21 protein-coding genes are annotated in these 26,887 nt (G+C 47.4%); 5 read left to right on the forward strand and 16 right to left on the reverse strand.

The genetic code is table 11. From position 1 onward, the window contains the following. Nucleotides 1–29: 29 nt before the first annotated feature. Nucleotides 30–980: a magnesium/cobalt transporter CorA gene (gene corA / locus LRL21_RS22495; protein WP_240418027.1), complete on the reverse strand. Its 951-nt coding sequence runs from the start codon at nucleotides 978–980 to the stop codon at nucleotides 30–32. 269 nt (nucleotides 981–1,249) lie between these two features. On the opposite strand from corA, the gene LRL21_RS22500 reads away from it, so the two are divergent. Continuing rightward, a complete protein-coding gene (locus LRL21_RS22500; RefSeq protein WP_240418028.1) occupies nucleotides 1,250–2,119 on the forward strand; it encodes an ABC transporter ATP-binding protein in 870 nt (289 codons plus the stop codon). Nucleotides 2,120–2,234: 115 nt separating this feature from the next. Here LRL21_RS22500 and LRL21_RS22505 read toward each other — a convergent pair whose 3' ends face one another. Then, a complete protein-coding gene (locus LRL21_RS22505; protein ID WP_240418029.1) occupies nucleotides 2,235–3,689 on the reverse strand; it encodes an HD-GYP domain-containing protein in 1,455 nt (484 codons plus the stop codon). Nucleotides 3,690–3,818: 129 nt separating this feature from the next. Next, nucleotides 3,819–4,241, reverse strand: coding sequence for a YkvA family protein (locus LRL21_RS22510; protein WP_240418030.1), 423 nt, complete (start codon nucleotides 4,239–4,241; stop codon nucleotides 3,819–3,821). A 210-nt stretch (nucleotides 4,242–4,451) separates the two neighbouring features. On the opposite strand from LRL21_RS22510, the gene LRL21_RS22515 reads away from it, so the two are divergent. Genes LRL21_RS22515 through LRL21_RS22525 form a run of 3 tightly spaced genes read left to right on the forward strand, consistent with a single transcriptional unit; the run spans nucleotide 4,452 to nucleotide 6,191 of the window. Next, on the forward strand, nucleotides 4,452–4,871 hold the full coding sequence (locus LRL21_RS22515) for a BlaI/MecI/CopY family transcriptional regulator (RefSeq protein ID WP_076230423.1): 420 nt from the start codon (nucleotides 4,452–4,454) through the stop codon (nucleotides 4,869–4,871). Nucleotides 4,872–4,873: 2 nt separating this feature from the next. After that, nucleotides 4,874–5,725 (forward strand): M56 family metallopeptidase, encoded by an 852-nt coding sequence (locus tag LRL21_RS22520; protein ID WP_240418031.1) that lies wholly within the window; start codon nucleotides 4,874–4,876, stop codon nucleotides 5,723–5,725. Between the two features lie 58 nt (nucleotides 5,726–5,783). Next, nucleotides 5,784–6,191: a DoxX family protein gene (locus LRL21_RS22525; protein WP_240418032.1), complete on the forward strand. Its 408-nt coding sequence runs from the start codon at nucleotides 5,784–5,786 to the stop codon at nucleotides 6,189–6,191. Between the two features lie 115 nt (nucleotides 6,192–6,306). On the opposite strand, the gene LRL21_RS22530 is transcribed toward LRL21_RS22525, so the two are convergent. From LRL21_RS22530 to LRL21_RS22565, 8 genes are all read right to left on the reverse strand, one after another. Continuing rightward, complete coding sequence (locus LRL21_RS22530) at nucleotides 6,307–7,161, reverse strand: carbohydrate ABC transporter permease (RefSeq protein WP_240418033.1); 855 nt, start codon at nucleotides 7,159–7,161, stop codon at nucleotides 6,307–6,309. A 3-nt stretch (nucleotides 7,162–7,164) separates the two neighbouring features. Next, nucleotides 7,165–8,076, reverse strand: coding sequence for a carbohydrate ABC transporter permease (locus LRL21_RS22535; RefSeq protein ID WP_240418034.1), 912 nt, complete (start codon nucleotides 8,074–8,076; stop codon nucleotides 7,165–7,167). A 122-nt stretch (nucleotides 8,077–8,198) separates the two neighbouring features. Beyond that, entirely contained in the window at nucleotides 8,199–9,548 is a 1,350-nt protein-coding gene (locus tag LRL21_RS22540) for an ABC transporter substrate-binding protein (RefSeq protein ID WP_240418035.1), read from the reverse strand. 38 nt (nucleotides 9,549–9,586) lie between these two features. Beyond that, entirely contained in the window at nucleotides 9,587–10,771 is a 1,185-nt protein-coding gene (locus LRL21_RS22545; RefSeq protein WP_240418036.1) for an acyl-CoA dehydrogenase family protein, read from the reverse strand. A 169-nt stretch (nucleotides 10,772–10,940) separates the two neighbouring features. Continuing rightward, the gene (locus LRL21_RS22550; protein WP_240418037.1) at nucleotides 10,941–12,500 is read right to left on the reverse strand and encodes a response regulator; all 1,560 of its coding nucleotides are present in this window, start codon (nucleotides 12,498–12,500) and stop codon (nucleotides 10,941–10,943) included. A gap of 19 nt (nucleotides 12,501–12,519) precedes the next feature. Further along, nucleotides 12,520–14,247 (reverse strand): sensor histidine kinase, encoded by a 1,728-nt coding sequence (locus LRL21_RS22555; protein WP_240418038.1) that lies wholly within the window; start codon nucleotides 14,245–14,247, stop codon nucleotides 12,520–12,522. Nucleotides 14,248–14,260: 13 nt separating this feature from the next. Beyond that, on the reverse strand, nucleotides 14,261–14,833 hold the full coding sequence (locus tag LRL21_RS22560; protein WP_240418039.1) for a xanthine phosphoribosyltransferase: 573 nt from the start codon (nucleotides 14,831–14,833) through the stop codon (nucleotides 14,261–14,263). A gap of 273 nt (nucleotides 14,834–15,106) precedes the next feature. After that, on the reverse strand, nucleotides 15,107–18,121 hold the full coding sequence (locus LRL21_RS22565; protein ID WP_240418040.1) for a glycoside hydrolase family 2 TIM barrel-domain containing protein: 3,015 nt from the start codon (nucleotides 18,119–18,121) through the stop codon (nucleotides 15,107–15,109). 305 nt (nucleotides 18,122–18,426) lie between these two features. On the opposite strand from LRL21_RS22565, the gene LRL21_RS22570 reads away from it, so the two are divergent. Beyond that, nucleotides 18,427–19,089, forward strand: a complete 663-nt coding sequence (locus LRL21_RS22570; protein ID WP_240418041.1) for a hypothetical protein — start codon at nucleotides 18,427–18,429, stop codon at nucleotides 19,087–19,089. 150 nt (nucleotides 19,090–19,239) lie between these two features. Here LRL21_RS22570 and LRL21_RS22575 read toward each other — a convergent pair whose 3' ends face one another. The 5 genes from LRL21_RS22575 to LRL21_RS22595 form a co-directional block, all read right to left on the reverse strand. After that, nucleotides 19,240–22,839 (reverse strand): Npt1/Npt2 family nucleotide transporter, encoded by a 3,600-nt coding sequence (locus tag LRL21_RS22575; RefSeq protein ID WP_240418042.1) that lies wholly within the window; start codon nucleotides 22,837–22,839, stop codon nucleotides 19,240–19,242. Between the two features lie 119 nt (nucleotides 22,840–22,958). Continuing rightward, nucleotides 22,959–24,206: a sn-glycerol-1-phosphate dehydrogenase gene (locus LRL21_RS22580; RefSeq protein ID WP_240418043.1), complete on the reverse strand. Its 1,248-nt coding sequence runs from the start codon at nucleotides 24,204–24,206 to the stop codon at nucleotides 22,959–22,961. A gap of 242 nt (nucleotides 24,207–24,448) precedes the next feature. Next, nucleotides 24,449–25,186, reverse strand: coding sequence for a GGDEF domain-containing protein (locus tag LRL21_RS22585; protein ID WP_240418044.1), 738 nt, complete (start codon nucleotides 25,184–25,186; stop codon nucleotides 24,449–24,451). A 112-nt stretch (nucleotides 25,187–25,298) separates the two neighbouring features. Beyond that, nucleotides 25,299–26,159, reverse strand: a complete 861-nt coding sequence (locus LRL21_RS22590; protein ID WP_240418045.1) for a polysaccharide deacetylase family protein — start codon at nucleotides 26,157–26,159, stop codon at nucleotides 25,299–25,301. Beyond that, nucleotides 26,152–26,817, reverse strand: a complete 666-nt coding sequence (locus LRL21_RS22595) for a class I SAM-dependent methyltransferase (RefSeq protein ID WP_240418046.1) — start codon at nucleotides 26,815–26,817, stop codon at nucleotides 26,152–26,154. Before LRL21_RS22595 ends, LRL21_RS22590 begins: the two co-directional genes overlap by 8 nt. Nucleotides 26,818–26,887: the final 70 nt, after the last annotated feature.

Below are 26,887 nucleotides of genomic sequence, written 5' to 3' on the forward strand. Positions count from 1 at the left end.
AGTCCTCCTGTTAGTGAACTGGATTAAAGCTATTTGAACCAGCCCTTGCGATAAAACCATAGAAACATGGCAAATCCGATTCCGAACATCACACCGAGAATCATAAAATAACCCCAGTGCCACGTTAATTCAGGCATATTAGCAAAATTCATCCCGTATATGCCGGCGATAAAGGTCAAAGGCATAAAAATCGTCGTGATGACCGTTAAGGTTTTCATAATTGTATTCATCCTGTTGGAATTCAGGGATACATAACTATCCCGCATATCGGCGGTCATATCACGGGTCGCCTCAATAATTTCCGACAGCTTCAACAGATGATCATAAATATCCGTAAAATAAATCTGCTGCTCCTTGATCCCGTCTATTTTATCCGAGCTGACCATCCGATACAGCAAGTCCCGCATCGGTACGATCGTTCGGCGCAGCTTCAACAGCTTCGTTCGGATTTCAAATATTTCGTTCATTAGCAGATGATTGGTAGCGCTTCTGCCTTTGATTTCAATTTCATTAAGCTGGTCCTCAATTTGATATACGGAGGGAAAATATTCGTCGACCATATTGTCCATCACCAAATAGGCCGCATAAGCATGCCCTTTAAGACGGATGGCCTCCTGCTGCTCGACCCGGCTCCAAGCCTCGTCGATTTCCCAGGATGGCGACAGGTGGAATGTAACAATGAAGTTATCACCCCAAAATATATCGACCTCTTCCGCAGCCAAGGTCACCGCGTTCACAGCATGCAGCACCAGAAAATTGACGGCCTCGTAATGATCCAGCTTTGGGCGCTGCAGGAGATGATAGCAGTCTTCGATTGCTAACGGATGAAAATGAAAGTGAGTATCCAGCATGAGTGCCTCTTCATCTGTCGGGATGTCAAAATCCACCCAATACCAGCCCACATTCGGACTCGACAGGTCATTTAAGCCAGCCTGAGGAATCACTTGAAATTGATGATCAACAGCCATTATTCGTATCATAACCACTTGCTCCTCGTCTTTATCGCTGCAGCTGCCTATCTCCTCCACTATACTCCTTGCATGTTCCGCTTAGCAACCAGCCAGCTTAAGAGCGAACAGCTTAAAATATGCTTGCATCGAGCATCAAACTGGTCAAATCGATGTCAGTACAGGGAAAAAGCTTGAATGAAATGAATATATGATGAAATTGAGGGTTGTCATTTGTACCCGGAATTAGATATAATCTTATTGATAATGAGAATCGGTATCATCATAAGGAGCGGATACAGATGGGACGCTTATACACGGAACAATTAGATATTGCTTACGGAGACATTAGCATAGTCGAGCATTTAAATATTAGCATTCCTTCGGGGCAAATTACGGCGCTTGTCGGGGCGAATGGCTCAGGCAAATCAACAATTCTTAAAGCGATGGCCCGCATGCTGAAGCCAACGGGCGGGACCGTATACCTAGACGGCAAGTCGATTCATCGTCAAGCTACGAAGGAGGTCGCCAAGCAGCTCGCGATATTGCCGCAAAACCCGATTGCGCCAGACGGACTGACGGTATCCGAGCTTGTCACCTATGGCCGCTTCCCTCATCAGAAGGGCTTCGGCTCCCTGACCAAGGAAGATAAGGAAGCCGTGCGCTGGGCGATTGAAATGACGGGGATGAACGAATTTTATGACCGCCCTGTAGACCAGCTATCCGGTGGACAGCGGCAGCGTGCCTGGATCGCCATGGCCTTGGCACAAGGAACCGACATTTTGTTTTTGGATGAGCCAACGACCTTTCTGGATATGGCCCACCAGCTTGAAGTGCTGAAGCTGCTGCAGAAGCTGAACGACGAAGAAGGTCGCACAATTGTAATGGTCGTTCATGATCTCAACCACGCGGCTCGCTACGCCCACCATATGGTCGCCATTCAAAAGGGACGTGTTATCAGCAACGGTACCCCAGCTGAAGTCATGAATCTCGATGTACTTCGTGAGGTGTTTGGCATCGAAGCGGATATTATCCCTGATCCACGTACAGGCGTTCCTCTTTGTCTGCCGTATGGATTGGCTCATGAGTTTCACCAGCAGCCTTCTAACCCAGCGGGAGCAGTCAACAGCGAGTCAACCAGTCACAAAGAGCCCGCATCTGTGGGCAGATAGTCGAACTCCACCAGTAAAACCTCGAGCCGGACGGTTCGAGGTTTTTTATTGCTATAGCGTTCGTATGAATGGCATTATCTCTTCGTAGCGAGTAAGCCTGTTTATGCTCCGGCAATCAGATTACCCCTTTATGGCCAGATGGCACACTTGTCGAGAAGGGGCTGGTCAGGCTGGAGGGCAGCAGGTACACCTCAGGGTCTCTGCTGCTTGCATTAACCCAGGCTTGTACACATAACGGATCAAAATGACTGCCGCTATGCTCCTTCAAAAAGCGTATGGCCTCCTCATGCGACCAAGCCTTCCGGTAAGATCGGGTTGAGGTCAACGCGTCATACACATCAGCGACTGCAACGATTCTCGCCAATAGCGGGATCTCTTCGCCTGTTAGACGATCAGGATATCCAGTCCCATCCCATTTTTCATGGTGAAATCGGATAATTTCAAGCTCCTCTTTCATAAATCCCAGATTCCTGCACATTTCATAGCCCTTCACCGGATGCGTTTCAATAATGAAACGTTCCTCCGGCGTAAGCCGCCCGGGCTTGTTCAATATCTCGTCAGGAATCGTGTTCTTGCCAACATCATGAACAATTGCCCCTTGTGACAGAGCACGGAGCTGCTCCGGCTTCAACTGCATTTCTTCGGCGAGCCTTAAGGCGTACATGGTTACCCTGAAATTATGGCCTGCTGTATACATGTCCTTAATCTCCGTAGCGAGCACCAGCTCTTTAACACTTGGAGACAAGCAGCTCGTTATTCGTTCAACCGGATCATTGGTAAACAAGGAGCGGATCACCATCGTCATCGATTGATTAGCCGCATACTGCTTGAATAAACCGTACAGCATGACCAGCATAGATGCCAATAGCAGAAAATGATACAGCCACCAGCTAAGAAGCCAGGTTTCGCCTAGCACCATAATCAACTGTGCATTAATCATCCAGCAGCAGCTGTAGACAATCGCAGCCTGCAGCGGGAAACGCGAATAGCGGTACGATTGATGGTAACGATACATCGTCATCCCATTCAGGACCATAACCGCTCCGGTCGACAGCCACTTGGAGGCAAGCCCATCGAGTGGTATCCACTCTATCAGATGAGAAAAGGAAAGAGCAGCAGCTCCGATCAAGCCCAAGCCAATCGTCCATACAGGCACTAACCATTGTCTCCATCTGGACAAGCGCACAATGAAACCATTATCGGATGAAACCGAGGACAGCCATAACCAGAAGGAAGCTAGCAGCACACTCCCTTGTGCGGCCACTCCCGGCAGATGAGACATATGAATAAGCATATTGGGTGTGGACAAGCCATGGACAGAAAAAATCTCCGCCAACGAAATAAAGGCCATCGCCAAAAAGCTGATTTTAATATTACGTACGCGACTTCCCGATATGCCTACGGCAATCGCAATAATACTTGCAAGCAAAGCAACCGAGCTGACAATATAAAAATGCCCGCGGGGTACCGCAAACTGGATATCAAGCAAAGGATTGAATTTTAACAAATTGAATACAAGAAAAGGTAATGTAATCGCTACCAATGGGCCCGTCAATTCTCGAAATTTCATTTGTTGTTATCCCCTTTATACTTGCTATCACGCTGTTATTGTACCATAAGACCTACTGTTAATTACACCAAAAAACCTGAAACTCAGGCTTTACACTGAATCCCAGGATCTTGGTTTGAAATTATGTCGTTATTCCTTGTAAAGGCTTATGCTGACCTCATCCTTCACCAGTTGAGCATCTACGTCAATAATGTCCTGATTACGAGCCGAATCCGCTCCAAAAAAATCAACCAGCTTGATCCTGGCTTGGCGCTTCACTTCTTTATCGATACTCATCGCCACCGCTCCTATCGCCAGCATGAGCGCACCCAAATCGTCCAAATACCCGACGACTGGAATGATATCCGGTATCATATCAAATGGAAAAATCAAATAGCCAAGCGCCCCGTAAATTTGTATTTTTGCTTTCATTGGCGTCTTCGGACTTTGCAGCGCATAATAAAGAAGCAATCCTGCGTAGACCACTTTCATTCCCGCGTCTTTGGCGGCTTTCTTCAGCTTCCTCCAAAAATCGTTCTCCGAATAATGCTTCTCGTATTTGGAATTGTCCATTGGCGCATCTCCTCCGAATTCACTACTGACCACCCTGCCGCTTCAGATAACCGTGCTTCTAGCTCCTAATATACTCATACCCCAATCATACCCATGATGAACCTTGCCACATATATAGTTACTCGTAGTCATGGCATTGTCACAACAACAGATCAGAAGTTGACAGTTGGTTTTCAGGTAACTACAATAAGTAGTGTGAGGTGTTGTAAAGTGAAGATACAAAACTTTAAATATCATGAGAGGGGTTTAAATCGTTTTTTTGGACCTTTGGAAGCAAAAATCATGAACATACTGTGGGATAGCTCCGAATTAGCCATTAAAGACGTTCAAGCCAAATTGGATCAGGACCAGACCAAGCCCCTTAATTTTAATACCGTCATGACCGTTATGAATCGTTTGGTTGATAAAGGCTTTCTGACCAAACGAACCGAAGGAAGAACCGGCTTGTATCAGCCTATGGTAAGCAGGGATCATTTTCTGGAGAACCAATCCAAGGAATTAACCCATGAGCTGATCGAGGAGTTTGGGCCGCTTGTAGTCAATCATATGCTGGATGCGCTGGAAGAAGTCGATGCAGATTTAATCGCCAAGCTGGAACAAAAAATTAAGGCGCTCAAAAAGGACAATTAACTATGTGGACAAACAGATCCCGACTTATCTTTGTTTCGTGTATTCTCATTGCTGGTCTTATCCTTACGCAAATGGGTATGTACGCTCTGCATCTTCTGTTCGGACGAGAGCTCAGCTTTAATATTCTGCAGCTATGCAACAGCTGGCTCCGATCATTGGGCTTTTTAAAAACGAGCTATTTTCTTGGTGGGCTGGTCCTATATACGTTCGTGATGTGTTTTTGGCTGCTCGGCAAGCAGTTGTTCCTGTCTCAACACATGTATCGCAAGCTGCTCCGTGATCAAACTAACTTGAGCTCCGTTCAACCGATCCATAAGCTTGATGCTCCAGAAGCTGCCGATATTCATCTGGTCACCAGCACGAAACCTATGGCGTTTACGATGGGCTATCTGAAGCCGCGAATTTTTATGACTACGGGTTTATTGCAGCTGCTGGACAAGAATGAGATCCAAGCTGTCATTTATCATGAAAGGCAGCATCAACAAAGCGCAGACCCGTTAAAAACACTGATCCTGTCCTTGTGTGCGTCGGTATTCTGGTATATCCCGCTATTGAAATGGATGCTTCACCACTATAAGATTGCCAGAGAGATTGTGGCTGACCAATATGCGATTCAACAGCTGGGCTCTTCCGTAGAGCTGGGCAGTGCTTTGCTTAAACTAGTAAAAAGAGGTACGGTGTTCACGATGCCCTTTACCTATGCCTCCTTTGCCGATACATCGGTAAATTATAGAATCAACCAAATTCTTGACCCGCAAGCGAAAATTTCCTTTAAACCGCCGATCACGTCGACTCTAATCTCACTGCAGATTATCGTGTTGATTTCTATTTTGTTTGTTTTCAATTTATTTTAAATTTTTTTAACAAATAACACTACATTGTATAGTGTTAATAATTAGAGGAGGCGTTCATATGATTACCAAAGCAGAAATAGGAATCCTGATTTCCCGAATTACCATCGGCATCATTTTTCTGGTCCATGGTCTGATGAAGTACCAGGGAGGCATTGACAATACGATAGGATTTTTCGAGCAGTTGGGCATTCCCGGCTATCTGGCCTATCCTGTGGGAGCGTTCGAAATTATTGGCGGTGTTTGTGCGATTATTGGTTTGGGAACACGTATTTTTGCAGCGATTTTTAGTGTGATTATGATTACGGCTATTATTACAGCCAAGTATGCAATGGGATTTGCCGGCGGTTTTGAATTTGAGCTTGCGTTGCTTGTGATGTCGATTCACTTAGTGCTGGCCGGCAGCAAGCTTCTGGCGTTGGACCGCATATTCACGAATCAGTCCGCTTCCCACACACCTACTGCATAACTTGGGTTCGACCGTTTAATGATACCGATCGCATAAGGCCTTACTGTATCCGGTCCTGCCTCTTATATGACAAAGAACTGCCTTCCTCATCCGGGAATGTGCAGTTCTTTGTCTTTTAGCCTTTTAATCCAGTTGTACTAATACCCTCGACAATATACTTTTGAAAGGCGATAAACACGACCACAATCGGAAGCAGCGACAACACGGACATCGCGAACATCGCACCCCAATCGGTTTGTGCTGTAGGGTCGGACATATTTTTGATAGCGAGCGATACTGTAGCCAGCTTTGGTGAATTGAGGTACAGCAGTGGGCTGAAGAAGTCGTCCCAGGTCCAGTAAAATTTGAATATGGATACAGTGATGATTGGCGGGACAAGCAGCGGGATCAGGATCTGCATGAAGATTCGATACCTTCCGCAGCCATCGATTGTAGCCGATTCGTCCAGCTCCTTCGGAATGCCGCGCAGGAATTGAATGATCAGGAAAATGAAGAACGCCCCACCAAAAAAAGACGGCACAATGAGCGGCAGAAACGTGTTAATCCAGTCTATTTTTTGAAAAAAGATATATTGGGGAATCGTCAATACCTCGGACGGCAGCATCATCGTCAACATCATGCACGCAAACCAGAAACGCGAGCCGCGGAACCGGATTCTGGCGAAGCCGTAAGCTACCATCGTTGAGGAAATGACGGTTCCGATCACGGAAAACAAGGTGATTATCAGCGAGTTTTTAAAAAATACGATAAATGAGGTGCCAGCAAAACCTTTGAAGCCATTAATATAGTTATTAAAATTAAAATGTGAAGGAAGCAGTTGATGCGCATTGATGAAAATTTCCGAATTATCCTTGAGCGAGCTGGACAGCATCCACGCCAACGGATAGACCATGATCAAAGCGAAGCCGAATACGAAGAGGTGCAGGATTACACTGCGCAGCCGTTGTAGTTGACGTTGTTGCCCCACCATCCTTTAATCCCCCTTCGATTCGTAATACACCCATTTTTTGGAGCTGGCAAACAGGATTGCCGTCAGTAAACCAATCGTCAGCAGCAGCACCCACGCCATCGCTGAGCCATAGCCCATTTCATAATAACGGAACGACTTTTCGTACAAATACAGCGCATAAAATAACGTCGTATCGAGCGGTCCTCCGCCGGTCACAATCATTCCCTCGGTAAATACCTTGAAGCCGTTGATGACACCCATCACCAAATTGAAAAAAATAACCGGAGTCAAGAGCGGCAGTGTAATGCGTTTGAATTTCTGCCAGCCCCCTGCCCCATCCACCGTAGCTGCTTCATACAGCTCTGCTGGAACCTGCTTGAGACCAGCCAGAAAGATAAGCATCGACGATCCGAATTGCCATACGGACAAGAGTACCAGGGTCAGCAGCGCCGTGGACGGCTGGGTGATCCAGGATGTTTTGGAGATAATACCGAATACAGCGGTCAGGAACGAATTGAAAGCACCCGCAGCTCCGAACAGCTGCCTCCACATGACAGCAACAGCCACACTGCCCCCAATCAAGGTGGGCATATAGTAGGCGGCCCGGAATAATCCGAGCAGCTTCAGCTTCGTATTCAGCAGCATCGCGATCACCAATGCGAAGCACAGACGTAACGGTACTGCGACAAATACGAAAATCAGCGTTGCCTGGACCGACTTCCAATACCTCGGATCAGCGGTGAACATCTCTGTAAAATTATCGAAGCCCACCCACTCCGGTTCGGACAAAATATCATATTTCGTAAAGGCCAGATATAGCGAGGCCAGAATAGGCAGCAGTGAGAACACAAGAAATCCGAACAGCCACGGAGAAATAAACACATACCCCGATATGTTATCGGAACTCCACCATCGTTTTTTGGGTAGGACCTTCAACTTGTACACACCTCACTTTTCACTAGACATAAAGAGATAAGCTAACCGCGCTTATCTCTTCACATTGTTACGCATTTGCTTGCTTTTACCTATACGCTGCGGTTATCATCACAGGATTGTGCTTATTTCTTTTTCGCCAAAATCGCGTTCGCTTCTTTTCTAAACTTCTCTGCACCTTGCTTAGGCGTCGTTTTCTCAAAAAAGATTTCGTCACTGATGTTTTTAAACACTTTGCCTACCTCTACAGCAGCTGTCGGATCGGGAGGATCAATCAGGCTCGAATATTTCTCAACGGTAGTAAGATATTCGGCAACTCTCTTCTGCGTATCTGAGAATGAGCTTTTCATGCCTTCAAGCACAGCCGGGTGATAAGGCATTCCAAAATATGCGTTTAACGATTTGGCAGCATCGATGTTATTCGTGAAAAATTCAATGAACAAGGCCGCTTCTTCAGGATGCTTGGAGCTTTTGGCAATCGATTGGAAGAAGGACGGCTTGATGTACATGCCCTTGCCGTCTCCAGAGCCCGGATACATCGCCATGCCTACCTTTTTCTTCAGCTGTGTTTCCATGATGTCAACGTGGTTGCTCCAGTAGCTCAGGCTGCCGTATGCCGCCTGTCCTTTAGGGAAGGGACCATCCTCCAGGCCTCTCACTTCAAGCTCAACGCCCAGCGGGGAGATCAGACCCTCCTTCTGCCAACGAAGCTGCTGCTCGAAGAAATCGACAAACACTTTATCGTCTTCATAGCCAAGCCCGTCTTGAGCCGTGTTGTACATTTTCTTGCCCTGTTGTCTGAGCCACACAGCAAATTGGGTTTGGCTCATATGCGTATCACCGTAAATACCCAGCTTATCCTTGAACGTTCTCAAATCCTTCTCGTATTGCTCCCAAGTGTAGTTAGGAGTAGGAGGTGTCACACCTGCCTTGGCAAAAACATCCGGATCATAAAAGGATACCAGTGCATTGTTACCGATATTAATCCCGTATACTTTACCGTTAAATTTGGCGCCATCGATATGGATCGGATTAACACCTTCCATGTTGATCGTTTTCTTCTGGATGTAATCGTCCAAGGGCAGCAGCAAATTTTTATTCACATAGTTCGTGATCTTGGAGTAATCCATCCGCACGACGTCCGGCATACTGTTGGAAGCAGCCTGTACGTTCAGCTTATCCCAGTAGGCATCGCCTGCGTAATATTCAGACTCGACCTTGATATGCGGGTAAGCTTTCTGGAACAGCTCCACGACCGCATTGGTTTTGTCCACCGTCATCTGCGAACCTGCCCAGTAAGTAATTCTTAGGGTTACGGGTTCTTTCTTGGCTGCTGCAGGTGTACTGGACGCTGCGGGCTCTGCTGCTTTACCGCCAGCCGCCGGTGTGCTGGTTGCCGCTGGCTGCGAGCAGCCGGCAAGAGCCGCCAGAATCAGCAAGGTGGAAGTGAATTTAAGTTTCATCGATTTACGCATACTTACACATCCTTTTTATTATTAGTACGTATTGGACTCTAGCTTTCTTCGGTTAAGGCGCGCTGCGCCAGGTTGCGCAATACAACATCGTCCATCGGTGGATTATGCAGACCGGCACGAACATCACGGTACATTCGTTCCAAGGGCAGCCTGCGCGACAAGCTGGTACCCCCGACAATCCGCATGGCCTGATCAACAATCCGCAGTGAATGGTTCGTTGCGATGTACTTGGCCAAGCCCAGATCCGGCTTCAAAGCAATTCGTCCTTCCGGATCCCGATCCCATCGGTCAGCTACCGTATACAGCAGCGTACGCGCCGTAATCAGGTCCGCTTCGATCTGCCCGATTTGCTGCTGAATGTTCGGCAGCTCGGAGATCGGCCCCGGCAAGCTGTTTGGTCTGTAGCTGCGGGCAAACTGGATTGCAAAATCGCGGGCTGCATGGGCGATGCCTATGTAGCAGGCGGGGATGTGCAGCAGCCAGCCGTTGCCATCGTCAATCCGTTTCTTGTCCGATACGGAGCCCGATCTGCTGATCAGCCTGTCGTCAGGGACGAACACATCCTGCAAAATCAGATCATGACTGCCTGTCGCTCTCATACCGAGTGTATTCCATGTTTCCTCTATGCTGACTCCTGAAGTCTTGCGAACAAAAAACTCACCGACCTCATCCGTGTCCGCAATACTGGCAGATACAGTGAAGTGCTCGAGGATCGGGCTTAAGGTGCTGAACGTTTTCCGGCCAGTAATCAGCCAGCCGTCTGGGGCTTTGACTGCAGTCGTTTCGGGCTTTCCGCCTCTGCTTGGGCTGCCCGTCGCACGCTCACTCGCAAAGTGGTTGATCATCGCACCGTTGTCTACGACCTCCCTGCAAAACCATTCATATAACGCTTCCGGCCAAGGCCGGGTATTCCGGTGTTGAAGCATCGTACCCATATGCCAGCCAACAGCCAACGCGGTTGATCCATCGCCGCGGGCTAACCGCTCCTGGGCCAGCACCAATTCATACAAGGAGATTTCATCTCCCCCATACTGCTTGGGCACGGTCAGCTTCAAATATCCGGCCTGGCGCAAGTCCGCAAAATTTTCAAATGGAAATGAGCCCTCTTCATCATGCTTGGGTGCTCTTTCGGCCAGCTTCACTGCCAGTTGGTCGGCTCGCTCGGCAATTTCCGCTTCCCGCTCATTGCGAATGAAGCTATCGGATACATTAGGTTTGGTCATCGTCAATTTTGCTCCTCGCTCCTAAATCTTATGGGGATAGTAGGAATTGAATTAAGTTTACTCCCTTTACGCACAAAAAAGTATGTAAAAAACGGATACTTTTTTGTGAAAAACAGTGTTTATACAGGTGAAGACGAATAAAAATGATAAGAATATTGCTGTCCGCTGCTTAGCGATTTAGCGTTTTTTTGAATTCCAGAGGGGACTGTCCCGTATGTCTTTTGAACACATTGCCGAAATATTGCTGGTCACTGCCAAATCCCGACTGCTCGGCGACCTCATACATTTTGATATCCGGCTTATCGGTAATTAAGGCTTTGGCCCGTTCGATTCTGAGCCTGGTGATATACGGGGAAAATTTGTCTTTCATTTCTTTGCGAAATAATTTGCCCAAATAATCGGCGTTCATATAAAAGAAATTTTTGGCCAGCCATTGCAGCGACAGCTGCTCGTTTGCCAAATGCTCCTGAATCAGCTGCGTCATCCGTGTCATCAGCATATGCTTTTTATCCGAGTAGGCCTCAAAATGCTCCTTGGCCGTGGCCAGAGAGAGCTTCTCTATATAATGGTGAATGTCGTCGAGGGTAGACATGCTTAAGATCGGCACGATCTTTTTGAATGGCTCGTTTATTGGTGATAATAACGTTTCTCTGACAATGACAGTGATTAACTCGATGCATAAGCTGATCGCCACATTGATTTCTACACGAGCTTCATGCAAGTGATCGAAGAAAGCCTGCAGCTCCTTGCGAACGTCGTCCGCTTCACCAATTTTTACAGCCAGCACGATAGAGTCGTAGGCATAGCTTACCGTTTCTATGGAAGACAGCGGAGCGTGCATATCGAATTCGCTCGTAATAATCCCGTTTTCTCCGAGATAAAACTTATATTTCACATATTTTTGGACCTCTTTGTACAGCTTGGCAATGTCCTCAATACGTCCTGAATCACTGATTGCCAATGTGACATTCAATGGATACAGCTGCCGGAAAGCCTGCTGGATACGGCTTGTCAAAGCGACCGCAGCCGACAGCTCACCGTCCTCTACCAGCACCAGCAGCTGGTTGCCGACGATCGTACTCAACACAATCTGGCCGACTGCCCCCTGCTCTTCGGAAATGGTCTTGAGCGTGTACAGCTCGATATATTCAAAGCTTCCTTCCAGCTCAAATAAAAGCAGCCGAACCTGCTCATGCTCGAGCTGCAGCAGCTGCTTGTACTGCTCCATTTCCTGCTGAATATAGGTCCGGTTCAACAGGCAATCCCGCAAAAACTGCTCCCGAACCTTGGGCATGGCTTCTATTAATTGGCGCTGCATGGATGCAAGCAAATCGCCCTGCTTTTGCTGATCCTCCATTTCCCGGATCACCTCATGCAGTACGTGAATAATCTCCTGTTCATTGCACGGCTTCAGCAGGTAATGCTTAACACCGTACTGCATCGCTTGAGTTGCAAATTCAAATTCACCATACCCCGACAGTACGATAAAAAAAGTATCCGGCAGCTGTGACTTCACACGCTTAATAAGCTCGAGTCCGTTCAGCTTGGGCATCTTGATATCGGTAATGACCAGATTCGGCCGCAGTCGAACAATCTCCTCATAGGCTTGGATACCGTCTGGAGCGGATCCGATAAACTTGAGACCTAATTCCGGCCAAGGGATCAGCATCGCGATGCCTTCTCTGATCACCCGCTCATCATCTGCCAAAAACACCGTGAATTCACGCATACATCCACCTCATTAAGGATTAGATTGGAACATCGGTCAGATAAGGTATTACGATAGAGATGATCGTTCCCTGCTCGGGTCCGGTCTCGATTTCAACACCGCTGCTGTCGCCAAACAATATTTTGAGACGCTGGTCTATGCTGTGCAAGCCTATCCCTGTGCCTGCAGCACTCGTTTCATTGTGCTTTAACTTTTCCAAATATTCCTTATCCATACCGGGTCCCGTATCCTGAATCGTCAGAACAAGACGATCCGGCAGCTCCCGCTTATCAGCGTGAATCGTAATATCACATCGGTCCGTCGCAGCCTCGATCCCGTATTTGATACAATTTTCAACTATGGGCTGCAAAATCAGACTGGGGATATAAAGGGCGTAAAGCTGCGGCGAAATTTCAATACGACAGGCCAATCGCTCCTCAAAGCGAAATTGCTGGATGTGGATGTAATTATTCAGATTCGCTATTTCTTCCTGCAGCGTCACAAATTCCTTCTTGCTCACCGCTGCCCGCATCATATCCCCAAGCGCTTTGACCATACCGGAAATCTCCTGCTGTCCATTCATTTTGGCCAGCCAATTGATCGATTCCAGCGTGTTATACAAAAAATGCGGGTTCACCTGAGCCTTCAAGGTTTCGTATTCCGCTTCCTTCAGCATAATTTGCTTGATATAGTTCTCGTTGATCAGCTTATCCAGCTTCTCGGTCATTTTATCGAAATTATGGTTCAGCAGGCCTACCTCATCTCGGTTCACCGGAAAATCTGCCTTATCAATGGCAAACTGCCCCTTTTCCACATTCACCATTTTCTGGGTCAAAGCTTCAAGCGGCTTCGTAATGCTTTTCGAAAATCGTAGACCACTCCACAGCAGCAGCAGCAAGGTGACAGCATACAAGACGAGCAGCACCGTTTTCATGATCATGACATTTTTGAAAATCGAGCCGTACGGAATCAGGTGAATAAAGGTCCAGCCTGTATAACCGAGTGTAAACAGCGCGGCCAGGTAAGAATTGTTGTCGATCGTGATGACGCTGTAATCTTTCGATTTATCTATAGGCAGGTCAGACAGCTTTAATCGGGTGTTGCCGGGATATATAATGTCGTTACCCGATACGATCATCAGTGAGGAATCGTAGGTTGTACTTTTTTCCGCGGCTGAGCCATAGATGGCCTTGTCAGCCTGAATACGAATGAACAAGGTGCCCAGTGACTGCAAATTCAATTCGGGAATTTCTCTAATATCACGCACCGAAAAAAAAGCATCCTCCTGCAGCCTGCCGCCAACCCATATACTGGCCCCTTCCTGCGCATAAGCCAGCTCCCGAATTTCATCCATATTCGCATAGTTCATACGATCCACGTTGACCCCAACACTATGTGAATTGGAATTTCTGTCGATGATCACAATGGACGATACCGAATAATCGTACAAATGGAAGGTTAACAGCTTTTGCTTCAATTTATTGGCCGCATCGAACGCTTCGTACGTATCCGGTTCGGTCTTGATCACCTTCAAATACCGCTGCACGTCGGAATCCGCCATCACAGACAGCGACAGCTTATCAATTTCCTTGAATTTCTCTTCAATCCGCTGCGAAAACAAATGGAACTTATCGACCGTTTCCCGATAAATAAGCTGTTCGTACAACGTTTGCGACTGCTGAACAAACAGCCATCCGAGCAGACTTGTCAGAAGTGCCCCGAGCGATATGAATATAAACAGCTTGTGCTTGATTTTTAAATTTCTCATTCATCCACCACGCCTAGGGTACAAACGTCACTTTCTGTTCACCGAGCGAAGCAATGCGGGCCAACGACTCTACGCGATATCCGGCTTCCTTCAGTTTGCGTGCACCGTCCTGAAATGATTTCTCAATCACGATACCGACACCTGCAACCGTCGCTCCTGCCGACTCAATGATCCGTGCCATTCCAAAGGTCGCTTCGCCATAGGCCAAAAAGTCATCAATGATCAATATGCGTTCACCTGGCGCCAAAAATTTACGGGAAATCGTAATTTCATTATGCACCTGCTTGGTAAAGGAATACACCGTCTCCACATAAAGATCGTCCTTAAGCGTTAGTGATTTATGCTTGCGCGCGAATACCATAGGCACTTGCAGCGTTAAGGCAGTCATGACTGCGGGAGCGATTCCGGACGATTCCAGCGTAAGTACCTTGTCGAACGTAATCCCTTCAAACCGCCGTACAAATTCCTGTCCGACCTCCAGCATGAGCTGTGGATCGACCATATGGTTCAGGAACGAATCCACCTTTAATACTTGATCGCTCAGTACGATGCCATCTTGTCTGATCTTATCCTGCAATGCTTTCATTCGTCGGATGCCCCCTCCTGGTTATGAATTTCGTTGGATCCATTTCAGCATTTTACTCGAATATTCGACATCCATACATATATTCCTGCTATGATGCACGAAGCTCTATACCGTGATCACCAGCCCTCCTATAGACGGAGAACGGCAAACAGGCAGCTCAAGGATTAAACCTTGGGCTGCCTGTTTGCTTAAGGAATACAACTTTAATTCGTGTTTATCAGATTACTTATTCACATTCTATCCACAATTTATCCACACATATCCACAATTCGCTTATTCGTCCTCTTTGAACAAGGGTATAATCGTCAGATTAAATTCAAATTCCTTCTCATCCAAACGATACTGCTTCAGAAGCTCCGGTCCGCAGGAATTGGAGCCAACACCACTCATCTTGTAATCCAGATGGACAATGGTTTCTTTACGCTTTTTAAGCTCATGCGCATGAGTGGCAGTTGTCAAATCCGCTGGTGTAAAGTGCGCTGCATTCAAGGAAAACTCACCGCCGCGGCTGGAGAATTTCAGACCCATACCCTGCTCATTGGATACAATGGCCCATTCCGTGCCATAACGCGAGCCGTTTTCCTGTGGCATCACATAGTTCTGGAACATTTCGTCCACCGTCAGCAGGTATTTACCCTTCTTCGCGCTTTGCCGCTTGTCCGAATAGCTTTCATGCGGGCCAAACCCGAAATATTCGACTTCCTCTGTTCCTTGCGGCATCGTCAATTGCAGACCAAAGCGCGGCAGGAAGGGTAAATTCTCTCTTACCTTTACTTTCGTCTGCAGCGAGATGGCCCCTGTGCCATCTACAGTCCAATGCGCGGTACCGTGGAGCAGCGGCAGCTTGATATAACCTCCCAGCGAATACTGTACGGAGATCTCTACCGAATTACCCGTCTGCTTAACAATTTCGGAGCTGTATACGTGCATCTTAGCCCGATCATAGCCTTCCTTCATCCACTCGTGTTTAATATTCCGGTCATTATCGATCGGAGCCCGCCAGATGTTAAAGGCGAACGGCGCCTGCAGCATCTCTACACCCTGCTTCGTTACACTTACGAAGGTACCATCATACATATCAAAGCTGTGACGGAAATCAAAACCGTCTATTACGAGGGTATGACCCTGCTGATCTACACGGATCGCAGGAATTTCCCGTTTGCTGCTCTCTTCAACGACTGCAGCTACCGGAAGCTCGAACTGTTCGAATGTAAGCTCATAGCCTGCTTCCGCCCAACGGTAATCCTGCTTTGACCTAACCGACAATGTCAGGAAATAGCGGCTGGATGAAGCCTTCGGCAGCGTATAAGGAACAACCGCAGTTTGCGTAGTATGAGGAGCCGCTTCGATGCTTGCAAGCTCACCCTGCTGCACTGTGTGCCCATCCTTCTCTACCTTCCAATAGATCGTAACCTGCGACAAGTCGATAAAATCATACAAATTGGTAATCGCGATCGTACCTTTGTGTAAATCCTGCGCCTCGATGCGTACAGGAGCTATAACCTTTTTCAATTCAAGCAGCCCGATGTGTGGCTTCCTGTCAGGACTTACCAGTCCGTCGATGCAGAAGTTCCCATCATGGGGCTTCTCCCCAAAATCGCCTCCGTAAGCAAAGAAAGGAACACCATCCGCCGTTTCGGTTTTGATCCCGTGATCATTCCATTCCCATACGCAGCCACCCATTAACAACGGATATTTATAGATAACATCCCAGTAATTTTTCAAATCTCCAGGTCCATTACCCATCGCATGGCTGTATTCGCACAGGAACATTGGTTTGGTGCTTGCCGGGTCCAAAGCATAAATTTCGATGTCCGTTGTGGACGTATACATCCGGCCTTCCAAATCAATGAATTCCTTGTCTTTATGACCGTTGTACCTCGGATCTACGCCTTCATAATGAACCGGTCTGGATGCATCCCTCTCTTTGGCCCACTTGCCCATCGCCATATGATTCTTATCGTAGCCCGCCTCGTTGCCCAATGACCAGATCACAACGGCAGGCTGATTTTTATCCCGTTCCACCAATCGCTCGATCCGATCTACAAATGCCGCTTCCCACTCCGGATTTTTCGTCAGCATATGGTAATCACCGGCATTATGCACACCATGGCATTCCAAATCCGCTTCATCCACTACATAAAACCCGTATTCATTGCACAGCTCCAAAAACCGCGGATCATTGGGATAATGAGAAGTTCGGACCGTATTCACGTTGTGTCGTTTCATCAGGTCCAGATCCTTGATCATGTGATTCAGTGGAATCGTCTGGCCAAGCTCTGGATGTGAATCGTGGCGGTTAACGCCTTTAAGCTTAACGGCTGCTCCATTGATCTTGAACACACCGTCGATGATTTCAACCTTGCGGAAGCCTACAGAAAACCGCAGTACCTCGTCCCCGCCATGAATATACAGCTGGTACAAATAAGGTGTTTCCGCATTCCACAGCTCTGGAGCGGTAATCTCGATCTCTATAGTGCCTTTGCCATCTATAAGCGCTTTGCCTTCGCCTACCAGATATCCTTGGGCGTTTTTTAAATCGGCCTTTACTTCAAGCGGTCCTGTGGTTACCAGCTCACTTCGTAAAACCGCTTTGCCGAAGTCATCCGACAGCTCCTGCTTATTGAACACATCGCGGATATGTGCGCGGTCCCGTGCAAGCAAATACACATCACGGAAAATCCCCGAAAATCTCCACAAATCCTGATCCTCGATATACGTACCATCGCACCATTTTAATACCATCACGGCGATCCGATTTTTGCCGCTTGTCAGGTAGGGAGCCAGATTAAATTCCGCAGGGATTCTGCTGCCTTGGCTGTAGCCGACAAACTTGCCGTTAACCCATAGGTAAAAACACGAGTTCACCCCTTCGAACACCACATATCCGTCTTTATCGTTCCAGGATTCCGATACGTTGAAATCCCGTACATACAGTCCTGCCGGATTTTCATTAGGCACATGAGGTGGATCGCAAGGGATTACGTAATTGACATTGCTGTATTGCAGCTGATCGTAACCGTTGGTCTGCCAGCAGGAAGGTACGAGCAGGTCATCCCAGCCGCTAACATCGGCCTCGGTCCCGTAGAATCCATCCTCCACATATTTAACACTGGTATGATATTTAAATTTCCAGCCGCCATTTAAAGTTTGGTAAAAAGGGGAACGCCCTCTCTTTTGCGACAAAGCTGATTGCTCATCCTGATATGGAATATAGTAAGCTCGTGAAGGCTCCCTGTTCACCTGCAGAACGTTCAGATCCTCCCAATACTTGTTCAAATGAATCATCACTATCGCTCCTTGTACATCGTAGTCGTATTATTTTCAGTTATAACTTATTCACAGATGGATTTCCATCAGAATATTTGAAGCCCGATATAATAATTTGAAGATATCATTATTTCCGTTGCATAAAAAACCATGGCTGATGTTCAGGTGGCTACTGCCCGCCTCATTATGCAAAAACACATAATTGAAGTGGTTCATGGCTATGGTCTTCTTGTCTGCATTTTAAGTTGGCATTCAGACTCCATTAAGTCTGTCTTCAGTTTACCGTTCTATAATTTGGTATTAAAGGAGATGATGGTGTAGAAATGAAGACAACCAAAATGATAGCGGCATGTGCTTTAACAGCCCTACTATTAAGCGGATGTGGTACGAATTCGGCAGCACCAAGTGCGTCTAGTTCAGCAAGTGCAGCGCCTGCGGCAAGTACAACAAGTCCGGCAGCAGATCAAACCAAGCCACAAAATGGCGCACCTGGATCAGCAGCCAATTCGAACCAGCGTACAATGATGATGACATTCCAAACCCTCATTATGATGGATAAATCCGATGGGCTTGCCATTACGAAGGATCAGGCTGCCAAAATGCTGCCTGTTGTTCAGGAAGCTGTGACCAAAAGCGAGCTGAGCACAGATGCGCAAACCAATCTGTTAGCGCCACTGACTGCCGACCAGAAGAAGTTCATTGAAGAAGCCCAAGCCAAGAGCAAACAAAGAGCTAATGGACAAGGCGGAGCAAATGGCGGACAAGCTGGTCAGCCCCCTCAAGGTGATCAAGCAGGTGGACAAGCAGGTGCCGGTCAAGGCCAGGACGGGCAGCGTAAGCAGGGAGGACAGCGTCCTCAGGGTGATGCAGCTAACAAAGAGGGTGCCAATCCCTCAGGCAATGCAAATGGTCAAGGCGGGCAGCGTCCTCAAGGCGGCAATATCGGACAACAGCTCGTTGAGTTGCTTCAAGCTAAAACCAAATAATCGCGTCCCTACCCAAAGTTTAGTTAACATTGAGTCTTCCCAATTTTAAGCAAAAGAACCTTCATATCCACTGATTGACTGTGTGGAATGGAGGTTCTTTTTGTAATGCATTATAATCACGCGCAACATACAGTCAGGATAGACATATAACTACATCATACCTTTAATCCGTTCTGTCAGCACACGCATCATGCTGCGCAGTACATCGATGTTTTGAAAGCAAAAGGCAAAAACCTGATCCTGCTGGAGCTCAAGCAGCACGGTACGGTCTGTTGATGTACAATCGGCCGAACGTGGACCGCTGTCGATAACCGCCATCTCCCCAAAGCAATCACCTTGACCGAGCATCGCAAACGTTTCATTTCCATTATGGACGCGGACGGTTCCTTCAATGATTCCGTACATCGTGTCTCCAAATTCCCCGGTTTTGCAGATCACTTCACCAGGCCCATAGGTGACTTCTTCAACGATCTGGGCAAGCCGGATGAAGTCATCTTGACTGAGATGGGCAAATAAATTGATTTTCTGCAAAACCAGAATACGCCGCAATATGATCGCATCCTTGGACTGATCCACAGTATCAGGAGAGGATACTGTGCTCACCGCTGCAATCTCCTGCACAGTGTTCTGATCAATGGCTTCCTGCCCACCCCGTTCCAGCTTGGTTCGCAGTCTGCGTGAAAGCAGCTTCATCATCTCAATCGCAATGCTCGTACGATCGAACATCATTTCATACAATGCTGTAGAATCCAGCTCCCACAGCTCGATATCGGTTTCTGCCCGTATCGTTGCCGTCCGCAGTCCTTGAGTCAGAACAGCCATTTCTCCAAAGCAGTCGCCAGCCTTCAACCTGCTTACCTGCTGTCCATTCACATATACACCAGCTTGACCGCTGTGAATGATGAATAAAGAATCTCCCGGGTCGCCCTCACGAATGATATCCATCCCTTGTACCCGACTAAGCTTCTGTAATCGCGGTGCTATTGCCGAAAGATCGCGAGCTACCAAACCATGGAATAAGGTGACATTGTGCAGAAGTCGGACACGTTCGATCTGATCGACGAGGCTTTCATAGGACAGTTGTTGCTCTTCTGCGTTTGCATGTTCCTCAATAAAAGCATGTGCCCTGCTGGAGTGACTCTGCATGGTCATATAACGAATCCAGTGACGAAGCCAAGGATCACCTTGTTCATACAGCCAAATCAAGGAGTCCTCATTTAACCTTTCAGGTGAAGCTGTACCTGTTAAAGTACGTGGAGTCGACATCATTCTGGCCAGTTCAGTACGCAGGTTCCCTTGAAGCATCTGATCCATCACTTCGGTCGAATTTGCCTGCTGTCTGCTATCGCCCGACAACCAGCTGGCTAACACCGCTTGTACGGTCTTGGCATCAATGATCAAGGATAATAGTTGGAAAATACGCCTGCACACCGAAAGACGCGTTTGCTCGATGATCAGCGGCATTTCGGAGCGATCCTCCACTCCGGATATACGTGCCCCATGCACGGCAAATTTCCAGTAAAGCTGAATTTCCCCAAGAATAAGCTCTTCAACCTGCTTCTCATCGACCCGCCAATGGTCCTTGTTCATTCTCTGCAAGGCTTCCAGAATTTTGTCGCGCAGTTCAAAACGAGCAGATACGTAGAACGACATCAGTCTATCAAATGACTGCTGGGTACCGATTCGTTCGTATACTTGCGGCAAATACAGAGCAGCATGCTCAGCCAGATAAGGCTCAAGCAGCGGCAGGATTAGCTTTTCCTCATAAGCTGCTAACGCAGCAACCGCATAGCTGCGGGTCTCGCTTTTGTCCAGCAGAGGAACAATGTAAGGAACCAGCTCCAGTACCTGCAGTACAGCCGCAGATTCCAGCGCACCAATACGTACCTGTGGGGCAGCGTCCTTAAGCAGAGCAAGCAGCGGCTTATAGAAGCTGGCAATTCCGATTTGTCCAAACAATACAGCCATCGCCATCCGTTCTTCCTCATGGATACTTTCCAGCAGCTGCTTCAGTGTCCCTACAGCGCGGAACATGCCTTCGACCCCATAATATTTCACAAGTCCGACAATCGCTGCCGCTCTCATGCGAACTTCCGGGTTCTCCAGATAGCTTGTAATTTCATCGACATACTCGTCCTTCGCATATGCAGCCAGTGCTACCAAGGCTCTCGCTCGTACCTGCTGGCCCCCTTCAACTAACAGCTGCTGCAGCATAGGCTCCAGCCCATCCGGCTTCACTCGCTCTACATAGATCAATGCCTCGGAACAAACCTCGGCCGCAGGGTGCTGCAGCAGCGCAGGGAGAAACGGCTTCATATCAAACGAATCCAGCCCATTTAGCAGACGGAGTGCATAAAGCACCTGCTGCTTGTCGGGACTCGATAAAGCATTAACCAACAGCAAGCGGCTTGACGGGTCCATCATATTGAGCTCTGCCTTCTCCAGGTCATCATTGCCCGTTTGCAGCGTATACAGCAGTGTCTTCAAATATGCACCCTTTACCTTGATCGCAGCCGCGATGCAGATGGCAAGCAGCACCAGAATGATATAACTAAGCTGCTCTGGAGCAAACAGCCGGGAGACAACAAGCAAGCAGAGCGCAGCCAGTCCCTTCGCTCCATTACGCACGATACCGTCCAGAAAACCTTTTGCCTTCCCGCGCCATTCCGGTGAAATCGGAAACATGATCAGTTGACTGACAGAGGAATAAATTGTATCCCCAATAACCTTATCACTACCCTTAACAGCTACAGCCATGGCCAGCACAGGCATCAACAGCACACCAAAGCTGCCCATAAACAAGGCAATTGGAAACACCAGCAGTGCCGTCATCACACCAAAACGGGTTAACACCCTACCCGATACGAACAACTGAACGAATAAAGCCAACAGTCCCGAATATCCATAAAAGCTGCCCATAAATCCGGCCAAGGCTTCATTTTGCAGCGTCTCTTTCAAAATAACCTTGAATTGATAATCGATTAAGGTAAGCGACAGCACTAGCGCCGCCGACATGATCGCCACGTATTTCAAATGAGGCACGTTCTGAAACAGACTGGACTTGGCTTCAACCTTTTTCCTTGCTGCTGGTGGCCGTTTCTTCGCAGACGCTTCGGTTGAAAAGACCTCTTTTGGCGCAGACAGCATTCGTAGAATTTGCACAACTGCTACTAGACAGAGCAGCTGCAGCCCGGCATAAAAATAAATTAAATTCGCTGTGCCGACAGCCGGTACCAGTGCTTTCAACCCAAAGCCGCTTAAAATGCCTCCCATAATGCCGCCGCTGCCAACCCAGCCAATCATCCGTTTGACCTTACGCTGATCGAGCACTGAGGTAGCGAACTGCCAGAAGCAGACGATCATCAAAAAATTAAACACATCATACACGACATAAATAACAGGAAACACCCAACGCATTTCTGTACCTACACCAAGTCGCGAAATAAGCACGAGAAACGAAATTAACGGGATCAACCCGAGAATCAAACGATCCAGCCGAAACTTGCTGCTGTACCTCTGGAATATAAAACCCATCAGGATCATCGTCGCCGCCTGGGGCAAGTACATCGTAGATAAGTAAGAAGCATCAAAACGGCTAAGAAATAAGGTATCTGCTGCAGTTCGACCCATGGTAGAGGCCGATACTACGCAGAACAAATAACCGAACAGCCAGAATACCTTGATATATTCCTCTCGGTCTTCTGCAAATCGGTTAATCGTATTTTTAAGGGATAGGTTTGAGATTTGCATGGCTTTGGGTAACATCTCCATTTACAAGAACTGTCTTCCTGCGCAGGGTCAGGCATTTGCGAACTAATCAGCTTCAGCAAAGCGGCTGACCCTTTATTTCTTGGATGCCCTGCATTATTTTATTTAGAGGTTACCGAAGGGTCGCGCAAAATTTCATTATACGCTCTGAGTAATGTAAACCGATTCAGTCTTATGTGGTGAGCCTCTTGCAGACTTCTCGCTAACAGCTCGGAGCCTACTCCAAGCTGTTCCGGCGTCGTGGGACCACCCAACTTGAGAAGCATCTCACGCAGCGCATGGCCCTGCGGAATTCGTCCAATTTCCTCTTGAATTTCCGGCCAATGGTTAATTATCGCTGATTGTCGAGCTGTGGTCGATTCATCAGCAGCTGCCTTTGGCTCCATGGATGCTAGTTTCGGGGATACGCCACTCTCCGCCAGCTGATGATACAAAGTAGCGATTTGCACACAAGCTACACCTACCTTGGCCCCATGCAGCAGCTGCCGCTTGCCAAGTCGAATGTACTCCATTTCCCAATAATGGGAAAGATGATGCTCGGCTCCTGAAGCCGGATGAGATTGACCTAAGATCATCATCGCAATGCCGGATTCAATCAGCGCCTCGATTAAGGTTCGAATCCCTTCTTCGCCACGCTCGGCAATACTGTCCAGATGATCCACACATTTTTGGAGAGCATTACGGGTTAAAGCCGCTACAAGTGGTGAATAAGGTTCACCGGCTACAAGACTGCCGAACTTCCAATCGAATAACGAGGTGTACTTACCGAGCATATCGCCAAAACCCGCGGCCACCATCGCTGAAGGTGCTTTCACTAAAATATCCAGATCGGCAAATATCGCATCCGGTCCGATAGCCGCAATCGTTTTCTTTTCACCTCGAATAATAATCGGCGCCCCCTTGGAATTAAAGCCGTCCACGGAAGGTGCCGTCGGTACCGATATAAAAGGAATACCTGCCGTATACGCCGAATATCGCGAAATATCATGCAGTGTCCCTGATCCTGCAGCCACCACGACCTGTGCCGAATACTGCTGCAAATCCATAATGAGTTGAATCAAGGAAACCTCATCGGCGATTACATCGCCTTGTTCGTTAGGTTGAATTATCGTCAACCTGGTGGAGATGCCTTTGTCTGCCAAGGACTTCTCCAACGCTTTCCCAGCGATTTCGTACGTATTGGCATCAGCGACTATTGAAACCCTCTGATAGGATTGATCGAATAAGAAGCCTGCTACCTGATTAAGAGCACCTGATTGTACAATAATGGGATATTGATCCTCAGCTTTAACTCCTTCTTCACCCAATTGTGCTGCGACCTGATTGACTCTGGTCCATATATCAGTCATATTTGCCACCCTCTCTTTACCTACCTGTTTTATCTGTCGATCTCTTATCATGTATCTAAAAATATACTCTGCTTTACTAGCGTTTTCAAGACAATACATTCAGAAAATTAACATCAAATACACGTTATCGAACTCAAATGAACTTTATTAAACACAAATGAACTTGAAATTTTTAAAAAAGAGCACTAATCGCAACCGATTCGTGCTCTGTACATGATGGAATTTTTTTGCATTATTTATGATCATAAATGTCTTTTATCGGAAAGCGGCGGAAACAGGCTGACCTTGTTACGACCCAGCTCCTTCGACAAATACAAAGCGTCATCCGCACATACCAGTAAATCCTCACTGCTCATACCAGGTGCATATTCAACCACACCAATGGATACCGTAATGCCTACCGATTCACCAGCCAGCAGCCAAAAGCGGTTCTCTGCGACCTTTTGACGAATATTTTGTGCGATGCTTTCTGCCTGCAGCAGCCCAGTATTTTTCAGTAAAATGGAAAATTCCTCACCGCCGCTGCGGCATACAAAATCATCAGGTCCTGTCTGTTCAGTCAAAATGTTGGCAACCGATTTCAGTACCTCGTCCCCCGATAAATGGCCGTAGGTATCATTAATACTTTTGAAATAATCGATATCCAGCAGCAGCAGTACAAAAGGAAGCCCTTTGGATATCCATGCCGGTATGCATTCACCCAGCTTACGTACGTTGTACAGGCCCGTCAAATAATCCGTTTCGGATTGCTGCTTCAGCCTGTGATTTTGATTCGTCAGACTTTGCCCTTGAATATCGCTAATCCGGGACAGCTTCAATGCCGTTCTGAGCAGCTTGTCATAGTGGTCAATTAACAGTGAGTATCTCTGCATCAAGGCCTCTTGGCTTGCTGGTGGTTCTATTAAATCGTTTCTAGCTTCCTGAAGGATCGTGAACTCACCAGAAAACAATCTCACGTACGAGTGTCGATTTGGCTGCATGTGCTTCTCTCCCTGCATGTATCTTGAAGATTCCCATCTCCAAAAATTCGACGATTATCCGGGAAATCCTGCACAGCAGAACCTGATCCTCCTACACCGCCTTGAGTCAAGCTTAGACATCCAACTTATAATTGCTCTTGAGATGCTCGGAAATAGACGTAAAGTTAAAGCTCCTCAATATATCCTCCAGCTTATTCTGGGTTCGGCCTACACTGTAATAGTGGATAAAATTTTCCTTGAACGGCAGGTCCAGCTTCTGCTCATGAGCATCAATTTCTCTCGGGTGCAAATAAACAATCGAGCTGTGACCACGACGATTTGCGGAACGAATTGCATTTTTAATCAGAAGCCTTGGGAAAAATCGGAAATAAAAACCGCCCGAGTACCCGATATTTTTACCGCCCAGCTTCATGACTGACATTGGAACCTCATACAAATCAATTTCCCTGCCGTTCACCCGCGGCTTATGAATCTCGGTAGGTGCTGTTGGAATCCCATAAAGAAAGGTTTTTACAGGAAAAATACTGGCATCATATTTCATGCCCATTTCTTCGAGCACTTCCAGATAATGCAAATTACCTTCCACAATAGACCATGAGGGAGCCCGATAGCCAAGAACCTTCGTACCCGTCAAATTTTCCAGGATGTCAACCGACTTTTTCACGTCGTCCCTGAATTCATCAATCGTCTGTTTGTAGGCCAGCTCATGCGCATAACCATGTGATGCCACATCATGTCCTTCACGCGCTATCGCTTTGACCACATCCGGATAATCCTCACCAATGCAGCCTAATACAAAAAAAGTCGCCTTGCAGTCCGTTTCCCGGCATATTCGCAGCAGCGTATCCATGTGTGCCCTGAAATTCGAGCCTCTGCTTCTGTCAGGCGCTGCAATACTATCGTAATTGGCATGAAACCATTCCTCAATATCGAAGGTGAGCATATTGGTCGCATGTTGCTTGTGCTTAGTCACTTTTCTTTCTCCCTTTTATCGCAAACGAAGTGCAGAACGTACCTGACAAAGCCCCTTGTCCGCTGCTCTTGGTAACAAATTTGAAAGGATGGTAGATTTTCATAAATTCAATCTGCTCAAAGCCATGCTGGATAAATACGTTCTTCAGCTCGTCCATCGCATACATACGGTCAAATTTATTGCTGCGTTCGAACAGCTTTAACAGCTTACGCTGTATCGAGCCTCGGTTCAAGGTTTCTATGAGAAGCGTTCCGCCTGGCTTGGTCACTCTGGCCAGCTCTTTAATGACGGACACATATTGTTCGATCAGTTGGATAACGCCAATGCATAAAACCACATCAAACTTGCCCTTTTCAAAAGGAAGTGCCGTCAAATCCTCCGACATCGTGATCAGACCTCTGCCCGCCGCGAATTCAAGACTTTTTACTGAAAAGTCAACACCATACACGGTATTGTTAGCGACCAAAGGCTCACTAAAAGCACCTACGCCGCAGCCCGCATCCAATACGGTCTTTCCCTTTAATTCACCAAGCCAGCGCAAGGTATTGTCTCTCTGCATGAAAAAGCTTTCTTCATTGAAATAGTCGGAAGATTTGACAGAAGCTCCATGTGTTTCGGCTTTCTTATCAAAGTACTGCTTCCAATTGGAATTGCTCATTGTCTGATATCCTCCGATTAAATAAACAATTAGTATATAGCTTTCCTACGCAAAACTTTAAGTTCATGCT

It is taken from the genome of Paenibacillus periandrae, from assembly GCF_022458865.1.
In the GTDB taxonomy this organism is placed as follows: Bacteria; Bacillota; Bacilli; order Paenibacillales; family NBRC-103111; genus Paenibacillus_S; species Paenibacillus_S periandrae.

Coding starts and splice junctions, on each gene's coding strand:
- LRL21_RS22585 (WP_240418044.1), bottom strand. CDS start 25,186: ATGCAGCCAAATCGACACTCGTACGTGAGATTGTTTTCTGGTGAGTTC.
- LRL21_RS22520 (WP_240418031.1), top strand. CDS start 4,874: ATGTGGACAAACAGATCCCGACTTATCTTTGTTTCGTGTATTCTCATT.
- LRL21_RS22560 (WP_240418039.1), bottom strand. CDS start 14,833: ATGAAAGCATTGCAGGATAAGATCAGACAAGATGGCATCGTACTGAGC.
- LRL21_RS22565 (WP_240418040.1), bottom strand. CDS start 18,121: ATGATTCATTTGAACAAGTATTGGGAGGATCTGAACGTTCTGCAGGTG.
- LRL21_RS22510 (WP_240418030.1), bottom strand. CDS start 4,241: ATGGACAATTCCAAATACGAGAAGCATTATTCGGAGAACGATTTTTGG.
- LRL21_RS22555 (WP_240418038.1), bottom strand. CDS start 14,247: ATGAGAAATTTAAAAATCAAGCACAAGCTGTTTATATTCATATCGCTC.
- LRL21_RS22530 (WP_240418033.1), bottom strand. CDS start 7,161: ATGGTGGGGCAACAACGTCAACTACAACGGCTGCGCAGTGTAATCCTG.
- LRL21_RS22595 (WP_240418046.1), bottom strand. CDS start 26,817: ATGAGCAATTCCAATTGGAAGCAGTACTTTGATAAGAAAGCCGAAACA.
- LRL21_RS22570 (WP_240418041.1), top strand. CDS start 18,427: ATGAAGACAACCAAAATGATAGCGGCATGTGCTTTAACAGCCCTACTA.
- LRL21_RS22545 (WP_240418036.1), bottom strand. CDS start 10,771: ATGACCAAACCTAATGTATCCGATAGCTTCATTCGCAATGAGCGGGAA.
- LRL21_RS22575 (WP_240418042.1), bottom strand. CDS start 22,839: ATGCAAATCTCAAACCTATCCCTTAAAAATACGATTAACCGATTTGCA.
- LRL21_RS22505 (WP_240418029.1), bottom strand. CDS start 3,689: ATGAAATTTCGAGAATTGACGGGCCCATTGGTAGCGATTACATTACCT.
- LRL21_RS22550 (WP_240418037.1), bottom strand. CDS start 12,500: ATGCGTGAATTCACGGTGTTTTTGGCAGATGATGAGCGGGTGATCAGA.
- corA (WP_240418027.1), bottom strand. CDS start 980: ATGATACGAATAATGGCTGTTGATCATCAATTTCAAGTGATTCCTCAG.
- LRL21_RS22540 (WP_240418035.1), bottom strand. CDS start 9,548: ATGCGTAAATCGATGAAACTTAAATTCACTTCCACCTTGCTGATTCTG.
- LRL21_RS22580 (WP_240418043.1), bottom strand. CDS start 24,206: ATGACTGATATATGGACCAGAGTCAATCAGGTCGCAGCACAATTGGGT.
- LRL21_RS22500 (WP_240418028.1), top strand. CDS start 1,250: ATGGGACGCTTATACACGGAACAATTAGATATTGCTTACGGAGACATT.
- LRL21_RS22525 (WP_240418032.1), top strand. CDS start 5,784: ATGATTACCAAAGCAGAAATAGGAATCCTGATTTCCCGAATTACCATC.